The sequence below is a fragment of the Bacillus sp. C28GYM-DRY-1 genome, from assembly GCF_030519405.1.
GTDB lineage: Bacteria > Bacillota > Bacilli > Bacillales > Bacillaceae > Bacillus > Bacillus spizizenii_A.
On record NZ_JAUMKF010000005.1, the window covers coordinates 81,806 to 104,837 of the forward strand.

The following is a 23,032-nucleotide window of genomic DNA, read 5'->3' on the forward strand; positions in this document are numbered from 1 at the left end:
TGAAGGGAGTCCAGTGTCGTGGATAATGTCTGGCGACAAAAATATGAGAAAATTCAATAACAATTTGAACAACATTATATCAATAATATAGGTTTCTTATTTAATTTGGAAAGTTTAAACTTATCAAAGTAGATATAGTAAGATTGATTGTTCAATGCTTGATATTTTACCTTTAAATATAACTAAAATTATCTCTGATACTTTGTGTACTTTTATTTTTTATAGACAACTATACAAAGCTTCTCTTAACGCAAGTTCTCTTGGTTCATTAGCCATTCCAAATCCATGTTTATTCATTGCATAAGCGTAACCCAATCTTTCATCTGGATCGGCAAAGCAAAACGATCCTCCTGCACCAGGATGACCAAAAGAGCTTTCACTTCTTCCGAATTTCATGCCAGAAAAATGCTTCCAAAATCCTAAAGAATAAGCTATGTTTATACAGTTCACATGGTCATAATAACCTGACTTTGGAGGAACAGCTTCTTTTTTTAATTCTTTTAATGTTTCTTTACTTAATCCAAGTATTTTTTCACCACTAACAAAAGCTCCATAAATTTTTGCCATTGCTCTAACTTGTCCTACTCCATTTCCTGAAGGAAATTCTATAGATAAAATAGGACGATGATTAAAATTTTCATTTGCTACAAATTTTTTTGGGTCTACTAAACTTGTAGCTACTAATGACCTTGGGTTAAGAAAACCAAACAGCATTTTTCTAGGTAATTTTTTATTCCCCTAAGTAACTGAATCGGGTGATTTATCCCCTCAATAGTTGTTATTCTCTTTTCAGAAATACTTGCAGGAAGTCCAATATAAAACTCCGCATTTAATGGCTCTGCTATCTCCTCTTGAAAGAAATCTTTCAAAGTTCGATGTTTTGGGTCTGTTCTTTTAATCAGTTCTCCAATCAAGGTTCCAATTGTCCAGGCATGATAGCCATGAATTTTTCCAACATCCCAGGCAGGTTTACTTGTAGCAAGGGAAACTGATAAACGAGAAGTATCTAAGTCTTCTAATACATCAATTCCTAGATTATTTAGAGGTGAAAGGCCAGCTTGGTGTGCTAGAAGTTGTCTAACAGTTATGCTCTCCTTTCCATTCTGAGCAAACTCAGGCCAATATGTACTAACCTTTTCATCGAAGTTAATATAACTCCTAGAATGTGCTAAACATAAAGCTAGCGCAGCAAATCCTTTTGTAGCAGAAAACACTTGAACAAGTGTATCTTCTTTCCATTCTTTACGCGTATGTCGGTTTCGATATCCTCCCCATAAATCAACGACCACTTCATTATTAATGTATACAGAAAAAGCAGCTCCAACTTCACCTCTCTTAGAGAAGTTTCTAATGAATTCTTCCTTTACTGATTCAAATCCCGATGCAACAAATCCACGAATAGATAAATTATCCTTTATACTCATGTCCTTTCCACCTCGTTAAGTATAAACTACCACTTTTTTTGAATAGTGTTTATGTATTTACAAACTATAAAGCATACAATAAAATAAATTTAACAGATAAATGACTAAAAGTATACAAATAGTCAAATTGAATTAGGGGAGATGAATTATGGCTAGAATTACTTCTGAACAAAGAAAACACATACATGAAGAGCTTCTTAATAAAAGTAAAGAACTTTTTACTCAATATGGATTCGCTAAAACCAGTATTGATGACATAGTTAATGCATGTGGAATTGCAAAAGGTTCTTTTTATACATATTTTTCATCAAAAGAAGAGTTGTTTTACGCAGTATTAAGAAGAGAGGAAAACATAAAAGAGAAGATTATTTCAGAAATTATGCATGAACCACTATCGGCAAAAGACCTTTTAATTCGCTTTTTTGAAATATCATTCAAAACTATAGAACAGAATCCATTTCTACAAAGTCTTTATCAAAGAGGTGAATATGAACGAATTGTGAAAAGACTTCCTAGAGATCTTATAGAAAATCATGCAAAAGAGGATTTAGACAGATCTCTGAATTTTATAAAATTCCTACAAGAAAACGGTGTAACAGAAGATGATCCTGAAGTACTTATTGGGCTTTTTCGAACAACCATACTTATTCCTTTACATCGTCAAGAAATTGGAGAACCAACTTTCTCCAAAATGATAAAAAAAATGATTGAGTGTTTATCAGAAGGACTAACAAAATAAAAATAGAAAGATGCATATTCAACTAATGAAAGGGCTGGCGGGGAATTTGTGCCGGTGTACCGGGTACGGCGGGATTCTGCGGTCTGCTTGCAGGATTAGAAACGAGTTGAGCTACGGGAAAAGAGAGTCACGTTTATAAAAGCCGGACAATATGCTAGAGAGGGTTTTTCACAGATTCAAGCGTCTGAAAAGATTAGGACGACAGCTTCTCACTTGTCCTTCCATTATATTCATATGATGAATAACCGTTTAGGGGTGTGGCCGATAGAAGAGGCTTATCTTGGAGCTTTGCTCGGTCAAATATCAAAAAACACAACCGGTATAAAATAATAAAAAAGAACTTCAGCTTAAAAGCTGAAGTTCTTTATTTTCGCTTGTTTTTATGATAAACCGAGTTGAAAGTAAACATAAACAAAAAGTAGGCGCCTGCCAGACTAAAAAAAACGACAGGGTATTGAAGCAGCAGAAGGCCTCCGCCAATAAACAGAATCGTTGCTGCTGAATTGATGACCCAATATAAAGAGAATTTGTTTTTATTTTGATGTTCTTTTGTCTGGGTAATAGTTATGTCCTCCTTATTAACATTCTGAATAGCGTATTTATAGATATGGATTAATTGTACAAGCCGTCCTAACAGTAAAATTGAGGAAACGGCGATCCAGGTGAGAGAGTTAACCAAAAAAGCGAGCTGAAGTGTGTCTTGGAAAGGGGTTCCGCCCGTTTCGAATCTTACAATCAATAACACACCTGCACCAATCAGGAACAGGATCCCCAAAAAAAGGACAAACACATTATAGCTGTCAAACCGATTCCATTCTCCTAAAAATCTGCAATGTTTTGCAATCAGCGCATATTTCTGTTTGGGGCTCTTCGGAAGTGAGTTCATTCCAATTGAGTTTACAATCTGCCGATTAAACGCAGACCCCATTACTCCGCCCAGTGTGCCGACAGTAAGAGCCGCCGCGCCGCTTATTAGTCCTATCACAGTGCCGCTTGTCATATGATCACCTTCCTAAAAATAAGAAAAAAAGTATTTGCGCTGCTATGCTCCCGGATAAAATCGGCAAAATCGTAATCACTTGAGCAACAGAACGGATTGAGAAAAGGTCTGGAAGCTGCCAGCTAGGGTAAGCAAGCCAATGGCTCAAACGGTCAAACCAAGTCATCGGTGGAGGAGGTGATGTTGCTATATGTTCTGGAAGAGGCACGCGGTTCATGTCCAGCAATTCATTCAGCTCGGGCATGTGTTCTTGTAATCCTTCAATCATTCTTTTTACTTCATCATGCTCTTTCATGAGTCATTCAGCTCCTTTTCAATGGATTTGTTCAGCTTCTTTAGTGAATAATGAAGCTTTGATTTGACTGTTCCTTCCGGTATGTTGAGAATGTGAGAAATTTCTTTGCCTGTAAACCCCTGATAATAGGCAAGAATCAGAATTGATCGCTCTTTGTCAGGCAGCTGTCCTAAATACTGTTGAATCAATATTTTATTTTGTATATTTTGCTCAATGGTTCTCTGGTTTTCTTCTGAATAATCGTCCAATTCCATCTGCTGCCATTTAAATTTTGAATGCTTTCGGTAATAATCAATACATAGTCTGTGAGCGATTTGATGGAGCCAGGTACGAAAGCTTGCTTTTTCGCTTTTGTAGCTGTGGCATTTTACATACACCCGGATAAAAGTTTCCTGCAGAAGATCTTCAGCCGCCTGTTTTTGGCGGATGTACAAAAATATAAATTGATATGTTTTTTGAGCGTGACGGGTATATAAACTGTTGTAGGCCTCAATATCCTTTTGTTTTACTTTCTCCATTAATTCTTCATCTGAAAGAATGTCCATACCCCACCTCGAAACTTGGTTTCGTTACTATATACGGCTGATCGCTAAAATGAGTTCAAAAAAATAAAAATGCCCGGCCTTGAAGGCCGGGCTTGACATGTTAACTCCCTCGATACACCTGATAACCAAATGGCGACAGCAAAAGCGGGATGTGATAATTCGCATCTGAATCTGCTAGATGAAAACGGACGGTAACTATGGTTAAAAACGGCTGGTCGGCCGTATTCACATTTTTACTGGCAAAATAGTCTCCTGCATGAAAGTCTATCACATACTCTCCAGACACCAGCTCTTCACCAGCCAGCAGCGGAGCATCGACTCGGCCGTCATCGTTGGTGAAGGCCTCTTTAACAAGGATGACCTCTTCGCCCAGCCGCTTCAAGTCAATTTTTACGTTCGCCGCGGGTTTGCCGCAGGTTAAATCTAAGATATGGGTTGTCAGCTTTCCCATCAGGCCTTCAGGCTCCCTAATGCTTCAGCGGCTTTCTGTTTTTCTTTCTCAGCGTCTTCTTTTGTCACGGTAAAGCGCTGGAAACCGAATGGCGGGCGCGGTTCGGTGTAGACTTTTCCTTTCGACCCTGGGATCTCTTCAACGACCGTGTCCCATGTGTGATTTTGGGATTGGAAGCTGACATCCGTGAGCTGCGGGAATCTCATTAGTATTCTGCAGCCGATATGATAGATTAAATTTTGGATTGAAGGGGTTTCGAGCTCGTGAAAAACGGTGCTCGCCAGGTCGCGAACTTGTTCGGCCGCAACATAGCGGGCGGGATCCGTGGCACGTGCGTCATCTGTATTTTCATACTGCCAGCTGATGTTTAAATAGACAAATAGAGGACGGTTGCCGTCTTCCGGGAGAGTTGTAAATTCGTCTCGAATAAAGCCGACGAAGGAGTTGCCGCTCACCTTGACGAGCTGAAGATCCATGATTTCGCTGTACTGCTCTGTGATCGTTAAAGTATCCCCGGTTCGTTCTGCTTTCAGCACAGACCGAGCGCGTTCATTGCGTGATCTTCTAAAGACGAGGTGGCTTGTGCCGAGTTCTTGCTCCTCGTATGCAGGCATCGCCTCAAACGGAATGTCTTCGCCTGTCAAAGTGATCGTGTCCATATGAGAATAGGTATCTAAAAATCGGTGAGCCATATAGTGTAAGAATCCCTCGGTTGTCGTCCCTTCATAGGAAGCGAGATGGCGCTGAATAAAGTTTTTCATTGAGTCTGTAGCCACGACGAGTGTATTATCTCCGTCTATAAATGATGGCAGAAAGGCATCTCCGCTAATTTCGCATGTCACATCAATTCCGACGACAGTATTGTCTCTCCCTGTAAAAGAAGACTCTGGAATTTCCCGTACACCTGTGAGCGGCTTTAAACACGTTCGGTATGCAAATACATTTCCTTTGCCATAAGACATAGTTCTGTTCATTTGCGTCTCTCCTTTTTCAGTTATGATGTCCGCCAGCCGAAAGCGGGCGATGCGGTAAATTTCTTTAAGGGCCTGCTGGAACTCCGTTTCTCGTTCGTTCTCAAGCCTTTCCAGCAGGGCTTGGTGAATGTCCTGTTTCGTTTTTCCCTTTACAGCTAAAATAAAAGGAAAGCCGAAGCGTTCATAGTAGCATTCATTCAGCTTGAGAAACTCCTCGTATTCCTCTTGTTCAAGTTTACTGAGCCCCGCGTTTTGCTGCTCTCTTACCGAGGTAACACTCATTGTTTTCTTTGTTCCGAGCCGGGGGTGCTTATTGATTAAATTAAGCTGTGTCTGGCGGTCCGCGGCTTTTACAATGCCGGTCATTTTGTGGTGAAGATCAGATAGGGAAGAAAATGGCCGCAATGCCGCGGCTTTCTCCGCAATCCATGAAGAGTGTTCAAAAATAGATCCAAGCGTGTCTGTCAGTGTTTGTATGTCCATTTGGTTCAGGTCATCCATTGTGAACATTGGCATCTTCCTTTACGTTTTTATTTCACACTATTTTGCTGATTGGTTTGAAAAAAAGCGTGCAGTGCAATTGCCGACAAACTGCCGATTACAATTCCGCTTCCAGCCAAAACTGAGGCCGCGCCCGGAAGAGATGAAAACAACGCGGGAACGGTTGTGGCGCCAAGCCCTAAGCTGACGGAAGAGGCGATGATCAGAAGGTTGCCTTGCGTATCGAAATCGACAATAGAAAGCATTTTGATCCCGTAAGAAATGACCATGCCGAACATGACAATCATCGCGCCGCCGAGAACTGGGGGTGGAATCACTGTTGTCAATGCCGCGGCTTTTGGGACCAGTCCAATCCCCATCAGCATGATTCCTGTGATGACAATGACGTTGACACTTTTCATTTTTGAAAGCTGAACGATACCGACATTTTGCGAGAAGGCTGTATAGGGAAACGCGTTAAATAAGCCGCCAAGCACAATCGCAAGCCCTTCCGCCCGGTAGCCTTTTTCCAGATCTTTCTCCGACAGCCTGCGGTTTGTGATATCGGCGAGAGCAAAGTAAACGCCTGTCGATTCAACCAGGCTGACAATGGCAACGAGAAGCATCGTGACAACAGCTGGCAGCTCAAAAGTTGGCGGGCCGAAATAAAACAGAGACGGAACATGAAGCCAGGACGCCTCCACGACGTCAGAAAAATCGACTTTTCCCATAAAGAATGCGGCCGCTGTTCCTGCGATAAGGCCGAGCAAAATCGCTATGGAGCGGATAAAGCCGTTAAAGAAGAAAAACAGCAATAAGATAAAAGCTGTGACGCCAAAGCCGAGGAGCACGTTGTCAAGTGAACCGAAGTCTTTGCTTCCTTCACCGCCTGCCAGGTTATTCATTGCCGTCGGAATCAAGCTGATGCCGATGATCATGACAACTGAACCGGTCACGACAGGCGGGAAAAAACGGACAAGTTTTCCGAAGAAGCCCGCGGCTAAGACGACAATCAGTCCTGCGGCGATAATGGCGCCATATATGGCTGAGACACCGTATGTGCTGCCGATGGAAATCATCGGTCCGACCGCGGTAAACGTACATCCGAGCACAACGGGGAGGCCGATTCCGAAATACTGGTTTTTATAGAGCTGCAAAAGAGTCGCCGCCCCGCACATGAACAAATCAATCGCAATTAGGTACGTCAGCTGCCCCGCATTCAGCCCAATCGCCGCTCCGACAATCAGCGGAACGAGAATCGCTCCCGCATACATGGCAAGCATGTGCTGAAGTCCTAGCATCATCAGTTGAAAGGCATTGTGCTGTTCCTTCATCTTTTTTACACCTCTTTTTCTAATGCGAGTGTATGGTCTAATACCGGAAGTTCAGTTTTCTGTGCTGTTTTTTCTTTTTTGCCGCGCAAGCTGAAAAATACATTCAAAAAAATGGCGGTCAGGCTTCCTGTGATAGTGCCGTCACTGACCAGAATCCGGATTGGAGCGGGGAATTCAGCGAAAATACCGGGCACCGTGCTGGCGCCGATGCCGAGTGCGATTGAGCATGCGATGGTCAGCAGGTGATATTGATTTTTGAGATCCGCTGTGCTGAGCATTTTGACGTTGACGCAATCACCATGCCGAACATGACGACGGTCGCGCCGCCAAGCACAGCCGCAGGAACGGCAGAAGCAAGGGCTGCAATCTTCGGAATCAGTCCGAGACAGACAAGGATACAGCCTGCGGTAACGACGATATTTCTCGTTTTTACCTTTGTCAGCTGCAATAAGCCGGCGTTTTGCGCAAAGGTATTATAGGGGAAGGCGTTGAGCAGTCCGCCGATAAGAATGGCGATTCCTTCCGCTCGGTAGCCTTTGACTAGGTCTTTTTCGGTTAAAGATTTGTCACATATCTTTCCGATAGCGTAGAAGACGCCGGTTGATTCCACAATAATGACGATTCCGACGATCAGCATCGTTAAGATTGGGCCGATTTCAAATGAAGGGGCTCCGAAATAAAACGGCTTCGGGATTTGAAAGAGTGGGGCTTCAGCGACTGCAGAAAAGCTGACTTTGCCCATGATGGCTGCTGCCGCTGTTCCGGCAGCGATTCCAATCAGAACGGACAGCGTTCGGGCGAATCCTTTGAGAAAACGGTTGAGGATTAAAATCAGGACAAGGACGCCGACAGAGAGAAGAAGGTTTTCGAGCGAACCGTATTCGGGGTTGGCGCTGCCGTTTATTTTTTCGCCGCCAGCCATATTTTTCACACCTGTCGGAACAAGTGAAAGGCCGATTAAGGTTACAACGGTACCTGTTACGACAGGAGGAAATAACTTGGTCAGCTTGCCGAAAAAACGCGCAAACAGAAAGATAAACAACCCTGTAGCGATGATTGAACCGTAAATGGCGTGAACGCCGTAGTTCGCGCCGATTGCAACCATCGGGGTGACGGCTACGAATGAACTGCCGAGCATGACGGGTAGCCCGATGCCGATGTATGCTCCGCGCAAGGTTTGCAAAAGCGTCGCGACGCCGCATGTTAACAGGTCAATCGCCAACAGGTAAGACAGCTGTTCAGATGTTACATTCAGCGCCCTGCCGACAAGCAGGGGCACCAAAATCGCACCTGCATACATGGCCAGCACATGCTGAAGGCCAAGAGTAAACACCGCAAACGATTGTTGTTTCATCAGAGTCCCTCCTTCTGTATGTGAACTTTAGTAACATGATAGCGTCCCGATTGCCAGGTGTCATTAGATACTGTAGCCGAAAAAGACAGGTGTTATTGCTGAAAGTGACGAAAAACAATTCGGTTTGTAAGAGAATGTGACAAACATTAGCTGATTAGCCGCTGCATCCGTAAGGCAAGCCGCAAACGCATTGTCGTCTCAGGATCTTTTAAGCTTTTGCCCAGCAGCTCTTCACATTTCTCAAGGCGGTAGATGACCGTATTGCGATGAACGTACAGACGCTTGGCCGTCTCGGAAATTTGGCAGTGTGTCTCTAAATACACGGACAGCGTATGAAGCAGACTTTGATCCTCCTGCTGTTTTTCAGCGAGGCTTTGAAGCGTGGAGTTATAAAATTTCTTCAAATCCTCAACCGGGAGAAGGCGGAGAAGCTCAGGCACATCTTTTGCGTGATACACCTGAATAAACGCTGTGCTTCTTGACAAATGCCCTGATTGCAGAGCGTCTGAAGCTTCAGTGAACGCGCCGGGAACGTCAATGAGCTTTTGGCATATATTGCTGATGCCAAAAGACACAGTCCGTTTAAACTGGGCTCTGACCTGTGTTTGAAACTGCTCTAAAAAGCTGATCACCGAGGCATGCATTTCACTCCAGCTGTCTGTCGCCTCGATTAGAATAATGCCGACATTTCCTTTAATAAAGAGGTGAGGCGGAAACGGGAAGGTTGATAATTCACCTTCAAGAAATTCGAATACGCCGTCAGAGGCGAGCTGATTTTCTGTAAAGCTGATCGATTGGTCATTTCGATCGAGTTTTCCCGCAATGCACATGTATTTTTGATCCCAGCGCAGCTTAAATTCCTTTGCCCGGTTTTTGATTTCGTCGTCTGACGTAAATGAGCGCTCAATAAAATTGTTGAAAAACTCATTGCGCGCCCGCCGGCCGAATTGCTTCAGCGCATTTTCCTTCAGCAGTTCAAAGGAAATCACGTTGGCCGCTTGCTCAATGGTGAGAATCAACCCTTTATCGCTAGCCTGCACCATGTCCGGTATGAGCAGGTAGCCGCAGTTTTTTTCGTGATTATAAATAGGAAGAACAGAATACGTTTTCCGATCCGAGAACGTAGAGAAACAAGTGAAAAACGGTCCGGATACGGTACTCAGGGTGCCTTTCAGTTTTTCGGTCTCAAATGACATCTGATGGGATGCGGACAGCATTTTGGCATGTTGGTCAAGCAGCAGTACGGGAAGCTGAAGGAGGTCTGACACCTTTTTAAGGAGAGATTGCAGCCCCTTGCCGCTCATAATGTGGTTTGTGAATTTTTTGTGCGCGTAAATGGCTTGCTGCAGCTCGTTAGAACGCATATCGAGAATGTGGCTGAGTGTTGCATTCACAATATCGCCGAGGCGGATATGCTCTGGAAGCTCAATAATTGGTAACGCGTATGAATTGGCCAGCTCGATAATTTCTTTCGGGATATCCTCCAAGTAGCGCTTTGTTTTAATGCCGAGGCCCGCACAGCCGCGTTTTGCCATTTGCCGAATCAGCTCAGATAACTGGTGCGGGTGATCCTTCAGGTGATACGCGGTGGTGACGAGCAATTCATTCTTATGCAGAAAGTCTGCGATATCAGGAGCGTCCATCATATTGACATGCTGAACCTCTCTTTCTCCTCCTGCTTTTCCGGCGATTAAATTGGCATTTTCATAGGCCGGTATTTTCATCACATCAAAAATATTCATAATGCATTCTCCTTTTCTATCAAAACATTGGTTAAGGTGAATAATTTTCAATAGGATTTCTAGCGGTTTTGCTAATGTAATACGATCATAGTAGCAGTAAACTGTTAAAATAGAATAGATTGTGTTACATAAACTGACATGAAAAATCGTCAACCTTACATAGGGGGGATCAATATGGCTTACGATATGGTGATAAAAGGTGCAAAGGCAGTTACGCCAGATGGCGTTAAAGAAGCTGATATTGCAGTTCAAAATGGTGTTATTACCAAGATTGGTTCAGATATTGAAGCGAGCGGTGCTACAATGATCCAGGCAGACGGCCAATATGTATTTCCAGGTGCGATAGACTGCCATGTTCATTTCAATGAACCGGGCAGAGAGGACTGGGAAGGGTTTGAAACAGGTTCGAGAATGATGGCAGCAGGCGGCTGCACCACCTATTTTGATATGCCGCTCAATTGCATCCCATCAACCGTGACGGCAGAACATCTTCTCGCAAAAGCCGAAGTCGGCAGACAAAAATCAGCCGTGGATTTTGCACTATGGGGAGGGCTTGTGCCCGGTCATATTGATGACATCCGCCCAATGGCTGAGGCGGGCGCGATCGGGTTTAAAGCGTTTTTATCAAAATCAGGCACAGACGAGTTCCGCTCTGTTGATGAACGCACCTTGCTCAAAGGCATGACAGAAATCGCGGCTGCAGGAAAAATCCTTGCTCTTCACGCGGAGAGCGACGCAATCACAAGTTATTTGCAGATGGTGTTGGCCAATAAAGGAGAAGTGGATGCGGATGCGTACGCAGCCTCCCGCCCGGAGGAAGCCGAAGCTGAAGCGGTGTATCGCACGATTCAGTATGCGAAGGTGACAGGCTGTCCAGTTCATTTTGTCCATATCAGCACGGCGAAAGCGGTCCGGCTGATTAGAGAGGCGAAACGTGAAGGGCTTGATGTGTCGGTCGAAACATGCCCGCATTATGTCTTGTTCAGCCATGACGATTTACGGGAAAAGGGCTCTGTCGCAAAATGTGCGCCGCCGCTCCGTTCTCAGCAATCAAAGGAGGCGCTGATCGAGGCGCTCAGTGCGGGGCATATTGACATGGTCTCCTCAGACCACTCTCCTTGCCATCCTTCTCTGAAGCGGGAGGATAATATGTTCTTGTCGTGGGGCGGAATCAGTGGCGGGCAGTTTACTTTATTGGCCATGCTTCAACTGGCGCTTGAGCGGGACATTCCATTTGAAACCATCGCTGAATGGACAGCGTCGGCACCTGCGAAACGATTCGGCCTTCAGCAAAAAGGGCGGCTTGAAGCGGGGTGTGATGCGGATTTTGTGCTTGTCACTATGGAGCCGTACACTGTCACAAGAGAAACGATGTTTGCAAAGCATAAACAGAGCATCTATGAAGGACATACTTTTCCCTGCCGCATTTCGGCAACATACAGTAAAGGCCGGTCTGTGTACAGGGAAGGGGAGATAGTCAGCGGAATTGACGGAGCGTAGGTCGTTCCATTGTAAAAAACCCGGCAAATTTATTTTGCCGGGTTTTTCTCCGCTAGTTTTTCTTCAATAAAATCCGCAGTATGCCTTACTCCATCTTCTTTACCAATAAGAGAGGCGGCTTCAGATGCTCGTTGAAAATATGCGCTGTTTGATATCAGTTCATTGATTCTGGAAACGAAGGCTGCAACAGTCATATTTCTTTCTTTCAAAGGGGCAGCAGCCACTCCAATATCTCTCATTTTTCCTGCCCAAAAAGACTGCTCCCCAGAGAACGGGCATATCACCATAGGTTTGCCGGCTTTCAGTGCGGCGGCCGTAGTTCCAGCCCCTCCATGATGAATGACAGCTCGTGATTGAGGAAAAATCCAACTGTGAGGTATGGAGCCGGCTGTAAAAATATGAGGTGAATCTATCGTCTGTTTGATTCCGCTCCAGCCCGTCAGCAAAATGGCACGCTGTCCGGTTTCTTTGAATGCTAGCTGAAGCATGTTTAGTATGTGATCCGGGTTTCGTAATGGCATACTGCTAAAGCTAACGGTAAAAGGTGGCGGCCCCGCTTCTAAAAAATGAGACAGCTCAGGTGGAGGGGACCAGTCATCTTCGGCTAAAAACCAGAATCCTTTCATTGAAACACGGCCTTTCCATTGTTGGTCAAAGGGAATGATGGAAGGGCTGCACCCATACAGAATAGGAATTTGCTTTCCGTTCAATGCGGAATCATCCTTAAAAACAGAACGTTTATCGGGCAGGCCGAGTGTCTCATGTCTCCACTTATTAATCAGTGAAAAAAACGCCGCGGTCAATAACCGATTGATTTTAAAACTGGCTTTGTTAAGCGTTCCACTCCGCATGGCGAATGGCAAGACAGGATTAGTAAAATGGCGGGTGGGAGCTATAACAGGGACCGGATGAGCGATAAAGGCAGGAATGTGCAGGGCCTCGGCAAGATCGTATCCGCCAAATACTTTTGGATGATAAATGATTGCATCGGCATCTATAGAGGCGCTCCATATATCATCTAACATGTGTTCCATCATCGGATAAATGACGGTTTTCATCTGGCTGACAATGGATAGCGGATTCCCTTTCAGCATGTTCTTTCCTTCTTCTGATTGCGTCAAATGTGTGTAATCTGTTCTGATGGCTGAAAAGGAAAGCCTGTTTTTTTCGGCTAGATCTTTGAACGAGCCTTCAGTGCAAATCGTCACATGATGTCCGCGAACGGATAATTCTTTTCCTAATGCGATAAAAGGCTGTACATCGCCCCTCGTCCCGATCGTAAGCAGGTTGATTTTCATGATTCGCCTCCAGAATGTCATTCATTACCACTAATTTACCATACATAAGCACCTATCAGTTTTTAAAATGCAATCAACGTGGTATCTTTTTTTAAAGGAGGCGGGGGTAATGGAACATGTCACATACATACTAAATCAATCATGGTCGCGCCATACGAGCTCTAAATGGACAGAAGAATGCCCAGCATGCGGCCAATGCGGTGTGACGGCTTTAGTGAGACAGGATCAATTCGGCGGCACCATTTTAAAACAAAAGTTGGTGAGAGCTGGCATTTTTATAACAGCATCAATGGCGTGGTATATGACTTTACGAGTGAACAGTTTCAGGCGCCTATTGAATATCAGCATATTCCTTCCTCAAGAGAAGAGGCGTTTTTAGATACGAATGTGGAACAATATCAGCATCTTCGTTCAGCGTTTTCCCGCCATATGAACAGCATTTCCGAGGAAACCTGAAAACACGTATGATAAACTGGGAGAGAGGTGAATGATTGTGATTTATATCGGACTGACGGGATGGGGGGATCATGACAGCATCTATCCGCCGAAAACGGCTGGCCAGAAAAAATTGCAGGCCTATTCCTCCCATTTTCCGATCGTGGAATTAGACGCGAGCTTTTACGCGATTCAGCCGGCGCGAAATAATGAAAAATGGGTGAAGGAGACGCCGGAAACCTTCCAATTTATCGTGAAAGCGTATCAGGGCATGACAGGGCATCAGCGCGGCGAAATTCCCTTTGACTCAAAAGAGGAGATGTTTGACGCGTTTAAGTTGTCTTTAACCCCATATTTACATAGCAATAAGCTTGCCATGGTGCTGTTTCAATTTCCGCCGTGGTTTGACTGCAAGAAGGAGAATGTCGCCTATTTGAGGTGGTGCAAGCACCAAATGGAAGATATTCCTTGTGCGCTTGAATTCAGAAACCGATCCTGGTTCTCGCCGCCGTTTTATGAGCAGACGCTTTCATTTATGAAAGCGGAAGGCTGGATTCACAGTGTCTGTGATGAACCGCAAATCGGAGAAGGCAGCGTCCCGACTGTGTTGCGCGCGACCGATGAAAGCAAAACGCTCGTCAGGTTTCACGGACGCAACAAGCAGGGCTGGATGAAGCCTGACGGCGGGAAAAACTGGCGGGAGGTCAGGTACTTATACCGCTACAATCAACGGGAGTTGGCAGATTGGAAAAAGCACCTGAATGAATTGCAGCAGCAATGTAAGGATGTTTTTGTCCTGTTTAACAATAATTCCGGCGGAGACGCCGCGGATAATGGCAAGCAGATGCTTGAACTGCTTGATATCGAGTACAGCGGACTTGCGCCGAGACAGCTCGATTTATTTTAGAAAAGAGGTTTTGATTGATGTCGTTTGTGATTTTGGTCGTACTGGGATTAATCGCAGGTACGGTTGGAAGTCTGATTGGGCTTGGCGGCGGAATTGTGATCGTGCCGTCTCTGATGTTTCTAAGCACAGTGACGCCGCTGTTTCAGGATGTAACACCGCAGGTCGCAATCGGTACTTCGCTTTTGGTCATTATTTTTACGGGTCTTTCTTCAACTTTGGCTTATATTAAATATAAAACTGTTGATTATAAGAGCGGACTCATTTTCTTTATCGGTTCAGGTCCCGGAAGCATTATCGGGGCTTACGTGTCAAAGCTGTTCAATTCAAACTCGTTTTCCATATGGTTTGGCATTTTTATGATTCTTATTTCATTATCCTTAATGCTGAAAGCGAAAGTCTGGCCGGTCAACAAAGCTCATAAAGGGATTATTCGGACAGTTCAGGATGATGCCGGTGAGCCTTATACGTACTCATTTCAGGCCCCTATTGGCATTGCGATTGCCTTTGTTGTCGGCTTTTTAGGGGGGCTTTTCGGAATAGGCGGCGGATCGCTCATGGTTCCGGCGATGATGCTATTATTCCTGTTCCCGCCGAAGGTTGCGGTGGCAACGTCCATGTTTATTATTTTCCTGTCCTCTATGACAGGGTCTGTTTCACATGTTATTTCCGGGCACGTCAATTGGCTGTATGCACTCGCGCTTGTGCCCGGAGCTTGGTTCGGCGGAAAACTTGGCGCCGCCATCAATAGGAATATGCAGACGAAAACGATCGTCATGATCATGCGGATCGTATTGATTTTGATCGGGTGCCAGCTCATTTATGAAGGCATATTCAGCTGAACGATTAGGGAGAGATAATATGAAGGAGAAACTCCGCTTATATCATACAAATGATTTGCACAGCCATTTTGAAAACTGGCCGAAAATTGTAGATTATATCGAGCAGAAAAGAAAAGAGCATCAATCAGTCAGCGAAGAGACGCTCGTTTTTGATATTGGCGATCATCTAGATCGTTTTCAATTCGTGACTGAGGCGACTTTCGGAAAAGCGAATGTCGATCTCTTAAACCGTCTTCACATTGATGGAGCGGTGATCGGCAATAACGAAGGGATTACGCTTCCGCATGAAGAGCTCGCAGCCTTATATGATCATGCGGAATTTCCCGTTATCGTCTCTAATCTGTATGACAAAAACGGAAGCCGTCCGTCCTGGGCGGTTCCTTACCATATCAAAACATTGAAAAACGGTATGTCCATTGCTTTCTTAGGCGTAACTGTGCCGTATTATCCCGTTTATGACAAGCTGGGATGGAAAGTAACCGATGCTTTTGAAAGCGTAAAAGAAACCATTCAGGAAGTAAAATCGCAGGCTGATATCATCGTTCTGCTGTCCCATTTAGGCATTCTAGATGATCAGGCAATGGCTGAAGCGGTACCTGAGATTGATGTGATCCTAGAATCACACACCCATCATTTGCTTGAAGATGGACAAGTGGTAAACGGCGTATTGCTTGCCAGCGCCGAGAAATACGGGCATTATGTCGGCTGTGTAGAAATCATGGTGGACAGCGTAAAGCGAAGCATTATCAGCAAAACAGCATCTGTGCTTAACATGGCGGAATGGACAGGAGAATCAGCAGAAACTAAAGCGTTTCTCAATGAAAAAGAACGTGAAGCCGAGGAGAAGTTATCCGATGCTGTTGCGGAGCTTGCGCAAGATGCCGAGGTGAAGTGGTTTGAAGAATCAGAGCTGCCTTTGCTTTTGGCGTACGCGTTAAAGGAATGGTGCGGGACGGACATCAGTATGGTGAATTCCGGTGTTATTCTCGGTCCGCTGAAAGCGGGTCCTGTGACGAAGCTGGATCTGCACCGCATCTGCCCTCATCCGATCAACCCGGTGGCTGTCCGCCTGACGGGAGAAGAACTGAAAGAGACCATTGTCCATGCTGCTTCAGAACAAATGGAGCAGCTTCGGATTAAAGGGCTCGGCTTCCGTGGAGAAGTAATGGGAAAAATGGTGTACGCGGGTGTTGCTGTAGAAACGAAACGGCTGGATGACGGAGCCACGCATGTTACACGGATCACGCTGAACGGGGAAGAGATAGAAAAACGTAAACAATACTCTGTTGCGGTGCTTGACATGTTTACCCTCGGCAGACTGTTTCCGGTCATCCGTGACGCCGCAGAAAAAGAATATTTTATGCCGGAGTTTTTGCGGGATCTGCTTGCTTGGAAGCTCGCGCAATAAGCAAGTCAGCCCACAACAAGCTGTGCCCTTCATCATAAAGTGATGAATGAAGGGAGTGGTTGACGTGGTAAATCTGACACCAATCATGATAGAAGGACAGCCTTTTACAGCTGTGACAGTGACGCTACCAAAAACGAATTTTATGGCTGTCACAAATGAGCACGGATACATTATGTGCGGCGCGCTTGATGTGGCGCTGCTGAATGAAAAATTAAAGGAGCGGGGCATTGTGGCGGGGCGCGCAGTTGGTGTACGCACCATTGACCAGCTGTTAGACGCACCTTTAGAATCCGTTACGTACGCCGCGGAAGATCTCGGCATTCATGCAGGCATGAGCGGAAGAGCAGCGCTTTTAAAAATGGTGAAATAAAATTATTTGGCCCGGCTATTACTATGTCCCCTCTTACAAGCATACATTGTGATATGTAAGGGGGGATTTTCTTGCCAAGATATCGCGGCCCTTTTCGCAAGAGAGGACCTTTGCCTTTCCGGTACGTGATGCTTCTGTCAGTTGTCTTTTTTATCCTGTCAACAACAGTCAGCCTTTGGATGATCAATGGCTCGATCAAACCTGTTTTAATGGATATCGGCGAGATGGAAACGAAGCGTATAGCGACAGAGGTGATCCAGGATTCGATTGAGGATTATATGTCTGACAGTGAAAATATGAAAGATATGTTTCAAATGAATTCTGATGAAAACGGAAATTTAACGACAATCGATTTTAATACACAGGTTGTAAATAGTGTAAAAACAAAAGTGACAAAGCAGCTTCAAGCTCATCTAAAAGAGATGGAAACCCACTCCGGACACAGCGGCGCTAGTGAAAATATTATGATCAACATTCCGCTGGGACAGGTAACCGGCAACAGCCTCCTCGGAAACCTCGGACCGAAAATCCCAGTCCGGTTCAATTTAATCGGTGATGCTTTTACAGATGTCAAAACCAAAATCAAGCCGTATGGCATAAATAATGCACTTATTGATATCAGCATCTTTGTCGAAATCAAGGTGAAGGTCATCATTCCGTTTGCAAGCAAAACCGCTGTCGTCACAAATAATGTTCCTGTATCGATAAAAGCAGTGCAGGGCGAAGTGCCGCAGTTTTATAACGGAAGCGGCGGGTCAGGTGTCACGCCCTCTGTCCAGCTCCCAAGCAGCAAAGAAGAGGAAAGTGACGAATCGAAAAAAGAAAAAAGCAGCAAATAAGCCGCCTGTCGAAGAGGCGGCTTTTTGTTATTTCTTTTTTTTGTATTCATACCGCTCCCACGCTCGCAAATGCGGGTACGGATCAAACGACCATTCGGTTTTTCCGTTATCTTTGTACATGCCGTAGTGAAGATGCGGCGGAAACTTCCCAGCTGTTCCCGGCGGGCCGTATCCTGAGCTGCCGACTGATCCGATTACTTGGCCGGGCTCAACGATTTGTCCTGTTTTAATCCCTTTTGCAAACCCATTGAGATGGGCAAAATAATGATACGTATTGTTAATGTCTCTGATGCCGATTCTCCATCCTCCGAAGCGGTTCCATCCCTTCATTTCAACTACGCCGTAACAGGTGGATTTGACAGGAAGGCCATAATGGGCAAAGATATCCGTGCCTTCATGAATTCGTCTCCCTCCGAAGCCGCGGGCATCTCCCCACGTGCTGCGATAGCTGTAATCGGTTCTGATCGGAAGCGGAAACGCATGCTCCCTTAGATCAATATGGCCGTAAGCTTTAAACAGCTTCATGAATTCAGATATGATCCCGACTGTTTGATCACGTCGGTAATAATTCCAAAGTCCGATACGGATGTTATCCTCATCTGTGCCATATGACAGCAAGTATTGGCTGAATGTATACAAAATATCTTCATCATTGCTGACCTCGGCTTTTCCGTCCCCGTCACCATCCATTCCGATACCGTCAAACACTTTAATGCTTAACGGCGCATCGTCTTTCGGGTTCGGGTTTTCAGGCCCGCTCCAGATATCATCCGGTATATAGATGCTGATAATTCCCGCTTTGTCAGGCAGATCTTTTCGGTTGCTCCGCACATTTTCTTCGTACTGGTCTACTGCGGCGAGCGCATACCAAGGAATCTGCGTTACAGCCTCGACTTTATGATATAATTCCATCCGTTTCGACAGCACAGGATCTGAATGCTTTTTTCCAGACGCAGAAGGCTCAAACGCAAACAAAAGGAGAAGAAGAGCGGATAACAAAACTTTCACAAAATAATCTCCTTTCATATTGAATACACATAGTTTGCGGCAAGCTGGCTTAAAAATGTCAGTAATCATCTTCCCTTGTCGAGAAATTTTTCCTATGTTAAAGTGTCTAAAGAAAAGACTTTCTTTAGTTAGAAAAACATTATTTTTGTTGCAGAAATAAAATCTGCACCTTTCTCGTTTTCAGAATGTTTCGTGTCAGAAATTGAGTATATTGGATATTGGAGATGATGGGAATTGGCAAAGAAAGACGAACACCTCAGAAAGCCCGAATGGCTCAAAATTAAATTAAATACCAATGAAAATTATACAGGGCTCAAAAAGCTTATGCGTGAAAACAACCTGCATACCGTATGTGAGGAAGCAAAATGTCCGAATATTCATGAATGCTGGGCGGTCAGACGTACAGCGACATTTATGATTTTAGGTTCTGTTTGTACAAGAGCATGCCGTTTCTGTGCTGTCAAAACAGGCCTTCCGACTGAGCTTGATCTGCAAGAGCCGGAACGTGTAGCGGATTCTGTCGCACTTATGAATCTGAAACACGCGGTCATTACGGCTGTTGCGCGTGACGACCAGAAAGACGGCGGGGCAGGCATTTTCGCGGAAACTGTCCGTGCGATCCGTAGAAAAAGCCCGTTCACAACTATTGAGGTGCTGCCGTCTGATATGGGCGGAAATTACGATAACCTGAAAACCTTGATGGATACACGCCCTGACATCCTGAATCACAATATCGAAACGGTTCGCCGCCTGACGCCAAGAGTCCGCGCGCGTGCGACGTACGACCGTTCGTTGGAATTTTTGCGCCGTGCGAAAGAAATGCAGCCTGACATTCCGACAAAATCAAGCATCATGATCGGACTCGGCGAAACGAAGGAAGAAATTATTGAAGTTATGGACGACCTCTTGGCAAACAACGTGGATATTATGGCAATCGGCCAATATCTGCAGCCGACGAAGAAACACTTGAAAGTCCAAAAATACTATCACCCTGATGAATTTGCAGAATTAAAGAAAATCGCGATGCAAAAAGGCTTCAGCCACTGCGAAGCCGGCCCGCTTGTCCGTTCTTCTTACCATGCGGATGAGCAAGTGAATGAAGCATCTAAAAAGCGCCAAGCACAAGCATAATGCCAAAACGCCAGATTATCTGGCGTTTTTGTCATTCCTATCGGCTTTCATGTCCTGACGGGTTTCTCCGTTGGCATTTTCATTCTCTGAAACGGGGCTCCCTTGCGGGGAGGTTTTCATTTCTTGAATCGTCCCCGACATGATTTCTCTGTTATCCCTTGAACCGGAGCCGAGATTGCTGTAGTTTTCGATTGACTGCATATGGTTTGGATTATCCGATATATACACATGATAGTATCGCGGTATTACTGAAGCCGCTGTTTTTTTTACCTGATCGGCGGTTAGCTCGCGGTTTTTAGAGTCGGTTTTGTATACGACAAGCGCTTCTTGATCGGTCACTAATGTTGCAGCATCTTGAATATGGGGGAGCTGAACCGTTAAACTTGATATAATGTGAGCAATTTCTTCCCGGTTCATTACCGGCGTTTCTTGCTGTTCGCCGTCTAGTTGATCTTTTTGATAGCGGACATAGCCAAATTGTTCGTTCTCGTCATGCCGGTTAAAAGCCTCGTTGCGGTCAGACACATGAATGGGTCTGGTTTGATTTTGCTCCTGATTTCGGACATTCTGCCCGGCATTGTCCAGTCCTGCGCCTCCGCACCCGGATAAAAGCGCGGTTAACAGGAAGAGGCTGACAGCAGTTCGTTTCATTTGTAAATCCCTCCTCATGTGTAGGGTAGCCAAATCGCATGATTTATTCATTAGCAATTGATGGGGACGGGGCAATGAATTATGATAGGAATGAGTGAAAAAGAGGTGAGATCATGATTCTTATTCAAAATGCCGAGTTTGAATTGATGCACAATTTCAAAGACGGCTTCAATGAAGAGGCTTTTAAAGCCCGCTACTCCGATATTTTAAATAAATACGATTATATTATGGGAGACTGGGGATACGGTCAGCTCAGGCTCAAGGGCTTCTTTGACGACCAGAATCAAAAGGCAACCTTCGAAACGAAAATCAGCACATTAGATGAATACATTTACGAATACTGCAATTTCGGCTGTGCGTATTTTGTCTTGAAACGGATCAGAAAATAAACATACACAAAGGGGATGCTGTCATGTATTTTGTTGACAGAAACAAGATCGAGCAAACACTCAGGTTCTATGAGCATCAGCTGGCGTTTTTTAACTCACAAACAGACTGGCAGTCTGAAATCGGGGGACTGGCGCTACAGCGTATAGGCCATCTGTTAATCGAATGCATTCTGGATACAGGAAATGACATGATTGACGGTTTTATTATGCGGGACCCGGGCAGCTATGATGACATCATGGACATACTTGTTGATGAAAAGGTTGTCACGGAACAAGAGGGAATTGAGCTCAAGAAATTGATTGCCTACCGCAAAACATTGGTTCAGCAGTACCTGCTCGCTGACAGCGCCGAGCTTTACAGGCTGATCACGGCACATCAAACAGCTCTGCAAGACTTCCCGCAACGGATCAGAAGCTACTTGGAAACAGAGCTTGGCCCTGTTTCTGCGTTTAAATAACAACTGGAAAGCCACAGGAGTGTTGGAAATGAAAACATATAAAGGGTATTTAATTGATTTAGACGGAACAATGTACAATGGCACGGAAAAAATCGAGGAAGCGTGTGAATTTGTCAGAACGCTGAAAGATCGCGGCGTCCCTTATCTTTTTGTGACAAACAACTCTTCACGCACACCGAAGCAAGTGGCGGACAAGCTCGTGTCTTTTGATATTCCGGCAACAGAAGAGCAGGTCTTCACAACCAGCATGGCGACTGCCCAGCATATTGCCCAGCAGAAAACAGACGCGTCTGTGTATGTGATCGGGGAAGAAGGAATCCGCCAGGCGATTGAAGAAAACGGCCTGACGGTTGGCGGGGAAAACGCGGATTTTGTCGTTGTTGGTATTGACCGTTCCATTACATATGAAAAATTTGCTGTCGGCTGCCTGGCCATCAGAAATGGTGCACGCTTTATATCTACTAACGGAGATATTGCGATCCCGACTGAAAGAGGCCTTCTGCCTGGAAACGGTTCCCTAACATCTGTATTAACTGTATCTACAGGCGTACAGCCGGTATTTATCGGCAAGCCGGAATCAATTATTATGGAGCAGGCTATGCGCGTTCTTGGCACGGATGTGTCGGAAACACTCATGGTAGGCGACAACTACGCGACGGACATTATGGCCGGGATTAACGCCGGCATGGATACGCTGCTCGTTCACACAGGCGTAACGAAAAGAGAGCATATGACAGACGATATGGAAAAACCGACTCATGCCATTGACTCTCTGACCGAATGGATTCCATACATTTAAAAAAGGGCGCCCGAAAAGGGTGCCCTTATTCTGTATGCCGCGCGCGGTGTGCGAGTCTGCTTGAGGCCGCGGCGGAAATCGCACCGACGATGTCATCTAAAAAGGTATGGCATTCGCCGGTTGATTTATCATTTAAATGTTTCAGGATACCGGGTTTTTCTTTGTCGATGTAACCATAGTTCGTAAACCCGATCGATCCGTAAATGTTCACGATGGAAAATGCCAGAACTTCATCTACCCCATATAGGCTTTCATCTGTTTCTAGAATTGATTGCAGCGGTTCAGACAGTTTTTTCTGCTCAGCAAGAACATCCAATTCAATGCCCGTTAAAATCGCGTTTTGCACCTCGCGTTTTGCGAGAACGCGATTGACGTTCAACGTGCATTCATCAATGGTTAAATCCGGATGATATTTTTTCTGCAGAAAAAAGACAAGCTCGGCAATGTCTGATACCTCAACGCCGCGCTCCTTCATTCGTGCTCTTGCTTTTGCTTCCATCTGATTGATTTGTTCGTTTTCTGACATCAGCTTCACCCAATCTTTTTTACTAGTTTATACAAAATGTTTAAGATGTTTACGACTTTTTCTTGCGCCTTCGCCGGATTAAAATATGTATTCATAATTCCGAACGTGTATGACTACGATGTGATGAGCCCTAATT

The 23,032-nt window shown here is 45.1% G+C and carries 24 protein-coding genes and 3 pseudogenes; 13 read left to right on the top strand and 14 right to left on the bottom strand.

What is annotated here, in order from left to right; all coding sequences use genetic code 11:
- Positions 1-219: 219 nt before the first annotated feature.
- Entirely contained in the window at positions 220-714 is a 495-nt protein-coding gene (locus tag Q3W56_RS07020) for a serine hydrolase domain-containing protein (protein ID WP_302894983.1), read from the bottom strand.
- On the bottom strand, positions 681-1,424 hold the full coding sequence (locus Q3W56_RS07025; protein WP_302894984.1) for a serine hydrolase domain-containing protein: 744 nt from the start codon (positions 1,422-1,424) through the stop codon (positions 681-683). The genes Q3W56_RS07020 and Q3W56_RS07025 overlap by 34 nt, the downstream gene beginning before the upstream one ends.
- A 148-nt stretch (positions 1,425-1,572) precedes the next feature.
- Between Q3W56_RS07025 and Q3W56_RS07030 the strand changes: the two genes are divergently transcribed.
- The gene (locus Q3W56_RS07030; RefSeq protein ID WP_302894985.1) at positions 1,573-2,163 is read left to right on the top strand and encodes a TetR/AcrR family transcriptional regulator; all 591 of its coding nucleotides are present in this window, start codon (positions 1,573-1,575) and stop codon (positions 2,161-2,163) included.
- Between the two features lie 28 nt (positions 2,164-2,191).
- Positions 2,192-2,302: pseudogene (locus tag Q3W56_RS07035) on the top strand (xanthine dehydrogenase subunit E); the annotation flags it as partial.
- Between the two features lie 225 nt (positions 2,303-2,527).
- Here the strand turns inward: Q3W56_RS07035 and Q3W56_RS07045 are convergent.
- From Q3W56_RS07045 to pucR, 8 genes and pseudogenes are all read right to left on the bottom strand, one after another.
- A complete protein-coding gene (locus Q3W56_RS07045) occupies positions 2,528-3,163 on the bottom strand; it encodes a hypothetical protein (protein ID WP_302894986.1) in 636 nt (211 codons plus the stop codon).
- Between the two features lie 4 nt (positions 3,164-3,167).
- Positions 3,168-3,458, bottom strand: a complete 291-nt coding sequence (locus Q3W56_RS07050; RefSeq protein ID WP_302894987.1) for a hypothetical protein — start codon at positions 3,456-3,458, stop codon at positions 3,168-3,170.
- Complete coding sequence (locus tag Q3W56_RS07055) at positions 3,455-4,003, bottom strand: RNA polymerase sigma factor (protein WP_302894988.1); 549 nt, start codon at positions 4,001-4,003, stop codon at positions 3,455-3,457. The genes Q3W56_RS07050 and Q3W56_RS07055 overlap by 4 nt, the downstream gene beginning before the upstream one ends.
- 100 nt (positions 4,004-4,103) lie before the next feature.
- Positions 4,104-4,454 carry a hydroxyisourate hydrolase gene (gene uraH / locus Q3W56_RS07060; RefSeq protein ID WP_019715621.1) on the bottom strand — a complete coding sequence of 117 codons (351 nt, stop codon included), beginning with the start codon at positions 4,452-4,454 and terminating at the stop codon, positions 4,104-4,106.
- Complete coding sequence (gene pucL, locus Q3W56_RS07065) at positions 4,454-5,938, bottom strand: factor-independent urate hydroxylase (protein ID WP_302894989.1); 1,485 nt, start codon at positions 5,936-5,938, stop codon at positions 4,454-4,456. Before pucL ends, uraH begins: the two co-directional genes overlap by 1 nt.
- Positions 5,939-5,958: 20 nt before the next feature.
- A complete protein-coding gene (gene pucK / locus Q3W56_RS07070; protein WP_302894990.1) occupies positions 5,959-7,242 on the bottom strand; it encodes a uric acid permease PucK in 1,284 nt (427 codons plus the stop codon).
- Between the two features lie 5 nt (positions 7,243-7,247).
- Positions 7,248-8,596 (bottom strand): annotated as a pseudogene (locus Q3W56_RS07075) (nucleobase:cation symporter-2 family protein).
- Between the two features lie 146 nt (positions 8,597-8,742).
- Complete coding sequence (pucR, locus tag Q3W56_RS07080) at positions 8,743-10,338, bottom strand: purine catabolism transcriptional regulator PucR (protein ID WP_302894991.1); 1,596 nt, start codon at positions 10,336-10,338, stop codon at positions 8,743-8,745.
- 174 nt (positions 10,339-10,512) lie between these two features.
- On the opposite strand from pucR, the gene Q3W56_RS07085 reads away from it, so the two are divergent.
- On the top strand, positions 10,513-11,838 hold the full coding sequence (locus tag Q3W56_RS07085; RefSeq protein ID WP_268398366.1) for an allantoinase: 1,326 nt from the start codon (positions 10,513-10,515) through the stop codon (positions 11,836-11,838).
- 29 nt (positions 11,839-11,867) lie between these two features.
- On the opposite strand, the gene Q3W56_RS07090 is transcribed toward Q3W56_RS07085, so the two are convergent.
- Positions 11,868-13,136, bottom strand: coding sequence for a glycosyltransferase (locus Q3W56_RS07090; RefSeq protein WP_302894992.1), 1,269 nt, complete (start codon positions 13,134-13,136; stop codon positions 11,868-11,870).
- Positions 13,137-13,245: 109 nt separating this feature from the next.
- Between Q3W56_RS07090 and Q3W56_RS07095 the strand changes: the two are divergent.
- From Q3W56_RS07095 to yunB, 6 genes and pseudogenes are all read left to right on the top strand, one after another.
- Positions 13,246-13,592 (top strand): annotated as a pseudogene (locus Q3W56_RS07095) (YunG family protein).
- Between the two features lie 37 nt (positions 13,593-13,629).
- Positions 13,630-14,478: a DUF72 domain-containing protein gene (locus tag Q3W56_RS07100; RefSeq protein ID WP_302895045.1), complete on the top strand. Its 849-nt coding sequence runs from the start codon at positions 13,630-13,632 to the stop codon at positions 14,476-14,478.
- 17 nt (positions 14,479-14,495) lie between these two features.
- Entirely contained in the window at positions 14,496-15,317 is an 822-nt protein-coding gene (locus Q3W56_RS07105; RefSeq protein ID WP_302894993.1) for a sulfite exporter TauE/SafE family protein, read from the top strand.
- Positions 15,318-15,336: 19 nt separating this feature from the next.
- Positions 15,337-16,725, top strand: a complete 1,389-nt coding sequence (locus tag Q3W56_RS07110) for a bifunctional metallophosphatase/5'-nucleotidase (protein WP_302894994.1) — start codon at positions 15,337-15,339, stop codon at positions 16,723-16,725.
- A gap of 64 nt (positions 16,726-16,789) precedes the next feature.
- Positions 16,790-17,095, top strand: coding sequence for a YunC family protein (locus Q3W56_RS07115; protein ID WP_019715611.1), 306 nt, complete (start codon positions 16,790-16,792; stop codon positions 17,093-17,095).
- A 71-nt stretch (positions 17,096-17,166) separates the two neighbouring features.
- Positions 17,167-17,934 carry a sporulation protein YunB gene (yunB, locus tag Q3W56_RS07120; RefSeq protein WP_019715610.1) on the top strand — a complete coding sequence of 256 codons (768 nt, stop codon included), beginning with the start codon at positions 17,167-17,169 and terminating at the stop codon, positions 17,932-17,934.
- Between the two features lie 27 nt (positions 17,935-17,961).
- Here yunB and lytH read toward each other — a convergent pair whose 3' ends face one another.
- The gene (gene lytH, locus Q3W56_RS07125; protein ID WP_268398356.1) at positions 17,962-18,942 is read right to left on the bottom strand and encodes an L-Ala--D-Glu endopeptidase; all 981 of its coding nucleotides are present in this window, start codon (positions 18,940-18,942) and stop codon (positions 17,962-17,964) included.
- A gap of 234 nt (positions 18,943-19,176) precedes the next feature.
- Between lytH and lipA the strand changes: the two genes are divergently transcribed.
- The gene (lipA, locus tag Q3W56_RS07130; protein WP_302894995.1) at positions 19,177-20,073 is read left to right on the top strand and encodes a lipoyl synthase; all 897 of its coding nucleotides are present in this window, start codon (positions 19,177-19,179) and stop codon (positions 20,071-20,073) included.
- Between the two features lie 15 nt (positions 20,074-20,088).
- Here the strand turns inward: lipA and Q3W56_RS07135 are convergent, their stop codons facing one another.
- A complete protein-coding gene (locus tag Q3W56_RS07135; protein ID WP_019715608.1) occupies positions 20,089-20,724 on the bottom strand; it encodes a YhcN/YlaJ family sporulation lipoprotein in 636 nt (211 codons plus the stop codon).
- 113 nt (positions 20,725-20,837) lie between these two features.
- Here Q3W56_RS07135 and Q3W56_RS07140 point away from each other — a divergent pair, with 113 nt between their 5' ends.
- From Q3W56_RS07140 to nucF, 3 genes are read left to right on the top strand one after another with little or no spacing between them, the layout of a single operon-like run.
- Positions 20,838-21,113 (top strand): YutD family protein, encoded by a 276-nt coding sequence (locus Q3W56_RS07140; RefSeq protein WP_302894996.1) that lies wholly within the window; start codon positions 20,838-20,840, stop codon positions 21,111-21,113.
- A gap of 23 nt (positions 21,114-21,136) precedes the next feature.
- Positions 21,137-21,571: a DUF86 domain-containing protein gene (locus tag Q3W56_RS07145; RefSeq protein WP_019715607.1), complete on the top strand. Its 435-nt coding sequence runs from the start codon at positions 21,137-21,139 to the stop codon at positions 21,569-21,571.
- Positions 21,572-21,599: 28 nt separating this feature from the next.
- Positions 21,600-22,370, top strand: a complete 771-nt coding sequence (gene nucF / locus Q3W56_RS07150) for a 5' nucleotidase NucF (protein ID WP_019715606.1) — start codon at positions 21,600-21,602, stop codon at positions 22,368-22,370.
- Between the two features lie 25 nt (positions 22,371-22,395).
- Here nucF and Q3W56_RS07155 read toward each other — a convergent pair whose 3' ends face one another.
- Positions 22,396-22,896, bottom strand: a complete 501-nt coding sequence (locus Q3W56_RS07155) for a phosphatidylglycerophosphatase A family protein (protein ID WP_019715605.1) — start codon at positions 22,894-22,896, stop codon at positions 22,396-22,398.
- Positions 22,897-23,032: the final 136 nt, after the last annotated feature.

What these genes read in the sequence shown, in the direction of transcription:
- pucL (WP_302894989.1), bottom strand. Translation starts at nt 5,938, where the DNA reads ATGTTCACAATGGATGACCTGAACCAAATGGACATACAAACACTGACA.
- pucR (WP_302894991.1), bottom strand. Translation starts at nt 10,338, where the DNA reads ATGAATATTTTTGATGTGATGAAAATACCGGCCTATGAAAATGCCAAT.
- Q3W56_RS07145 (WP_019715607.1), top strand. Translation starts at nt 21,137, where the DNA reads ATGTATTTTGTTGACAGAAACAAGATCGAGCAAACACTCAGGTTCTAT.
- Q3W56_RS07090 (WP_302894992.1), bottom strand. Translation starts at nt 13,136, where the DNA reads ATGAAAATCAACCTGCTTACGATCGGGACGAGGGGCGATGTACAGCCT.
- Q3W56_RS07050 (WP_302894987.1), bottom strand. Translation starts at nt 3,458, where the DNA reads ATGAAAGAGCATGATGAAGTAAAAAGAATGATTGAAGGATTACAAGAA.
- Q3W56_RS07085 (WP_268398366.1), top strand. Translation starts at nt 10,513, where the DNA reads ATGGCTTACGATATGGTGATAAAAGGTGCAAAGGCAGTTACGCCAGAT.
- Q3W56_RS07020 (WP_302894983.1), bottom strand. Translation starts at nt 714, where the DNA reads ATGCTGTTTGGTTTTCTTAACCCAAGGTCATTAGTAGCTACAAGTTTA.
- Q3W56_RS07105 (WP_302894993.1), top strand. Translation starts at nt 14,496, where the DNA reads ATGTCGTTTGTGATTTTGGTCGTACTGGGATTAATCGCAGGTACGGTT.
- Q3W56_RS07045 (WP_302894986.1), bottom strand. Translation starts at nt 3,163, where the DNA reads ATGACAAGCGGCACTGTGATAGGACTAATAAGCGGCGCGGCGGCTCTT.
- Q3W56_RS07140 (WP_302894996.1), top strand. Translation starts at nt 20,838, where the DNA reads ATGATTCTTATTCAAAATGCCGAGTTTGAATTGATGCACAATTTCAAA.
- nucF (WP_019715606.1), top strand. Translation starts at nt 21,600, where the DNA reads ATGAAAACATATAAAGGGTATTTAATTGATTTAGACGGAACAATGTAC.
- Q3W56_RS07110 (WP_302894994.1), top strand. Translation starts at nt 15,337, where the DNA reads ATGAAGGAGAAACTCCGCTTATATCATACAAATGATTTGCACAGCCAT.
- uraH (WP_019715621.1), bottom strand. Translation starts at nt 4,454, where the DNA reads ATGGGAAAGCTGACAACCCATATCTTAGATTTAACCTGCGGCAAACCC.
- Q3W56_RS07155 (WP_019715605.1), bottom strand. Translation starts at nt 22,896, where the DNA reads ATGTCAGAAAACGAACAAATCAATCAGATGGAAGCAAAAGCAAGAGCA.
- Q3W56_RS07025 (WP_302894984.1), bottom strand. Translation starts at nt 1,424, where the DNA reads ATGAGTATAAAGGATAATTTATCTATTCGTGGATTTGTTGCATCGGGA.
- Q3W56_RS07055 (WP_302894988.1), bottom strand. Translation starts at nt 4,003, where the DNA reads ATGGACATTCTTTCAGATGAAGAATTAATGGAGAAAGTAAAACAAAAG.
- Q3W56_RS07135 (WP_019715608.1), bottom strand. Translation starts at nt 20,724, where the DNA reads ATGAAACGAACTGCTGTCAGCCTCTTCCTGTTAACCGCGCTTTTATCC.
- pucK (WP_302894990.1), bottom strand. Translation starts at nt 7,242, where the DNA reads ATGAAGGAACAGCACAATGCCTTTCAACTGATGATGCTAGGACTTCAG.
- Q3W56_RS07030 (WP_302894985.1), top strand. Translation starts at nt 1,573, where the DNA reads ATGGCTAGAATTACTTCTGAACAAAGAAAACACATACATGAAGAGCTT.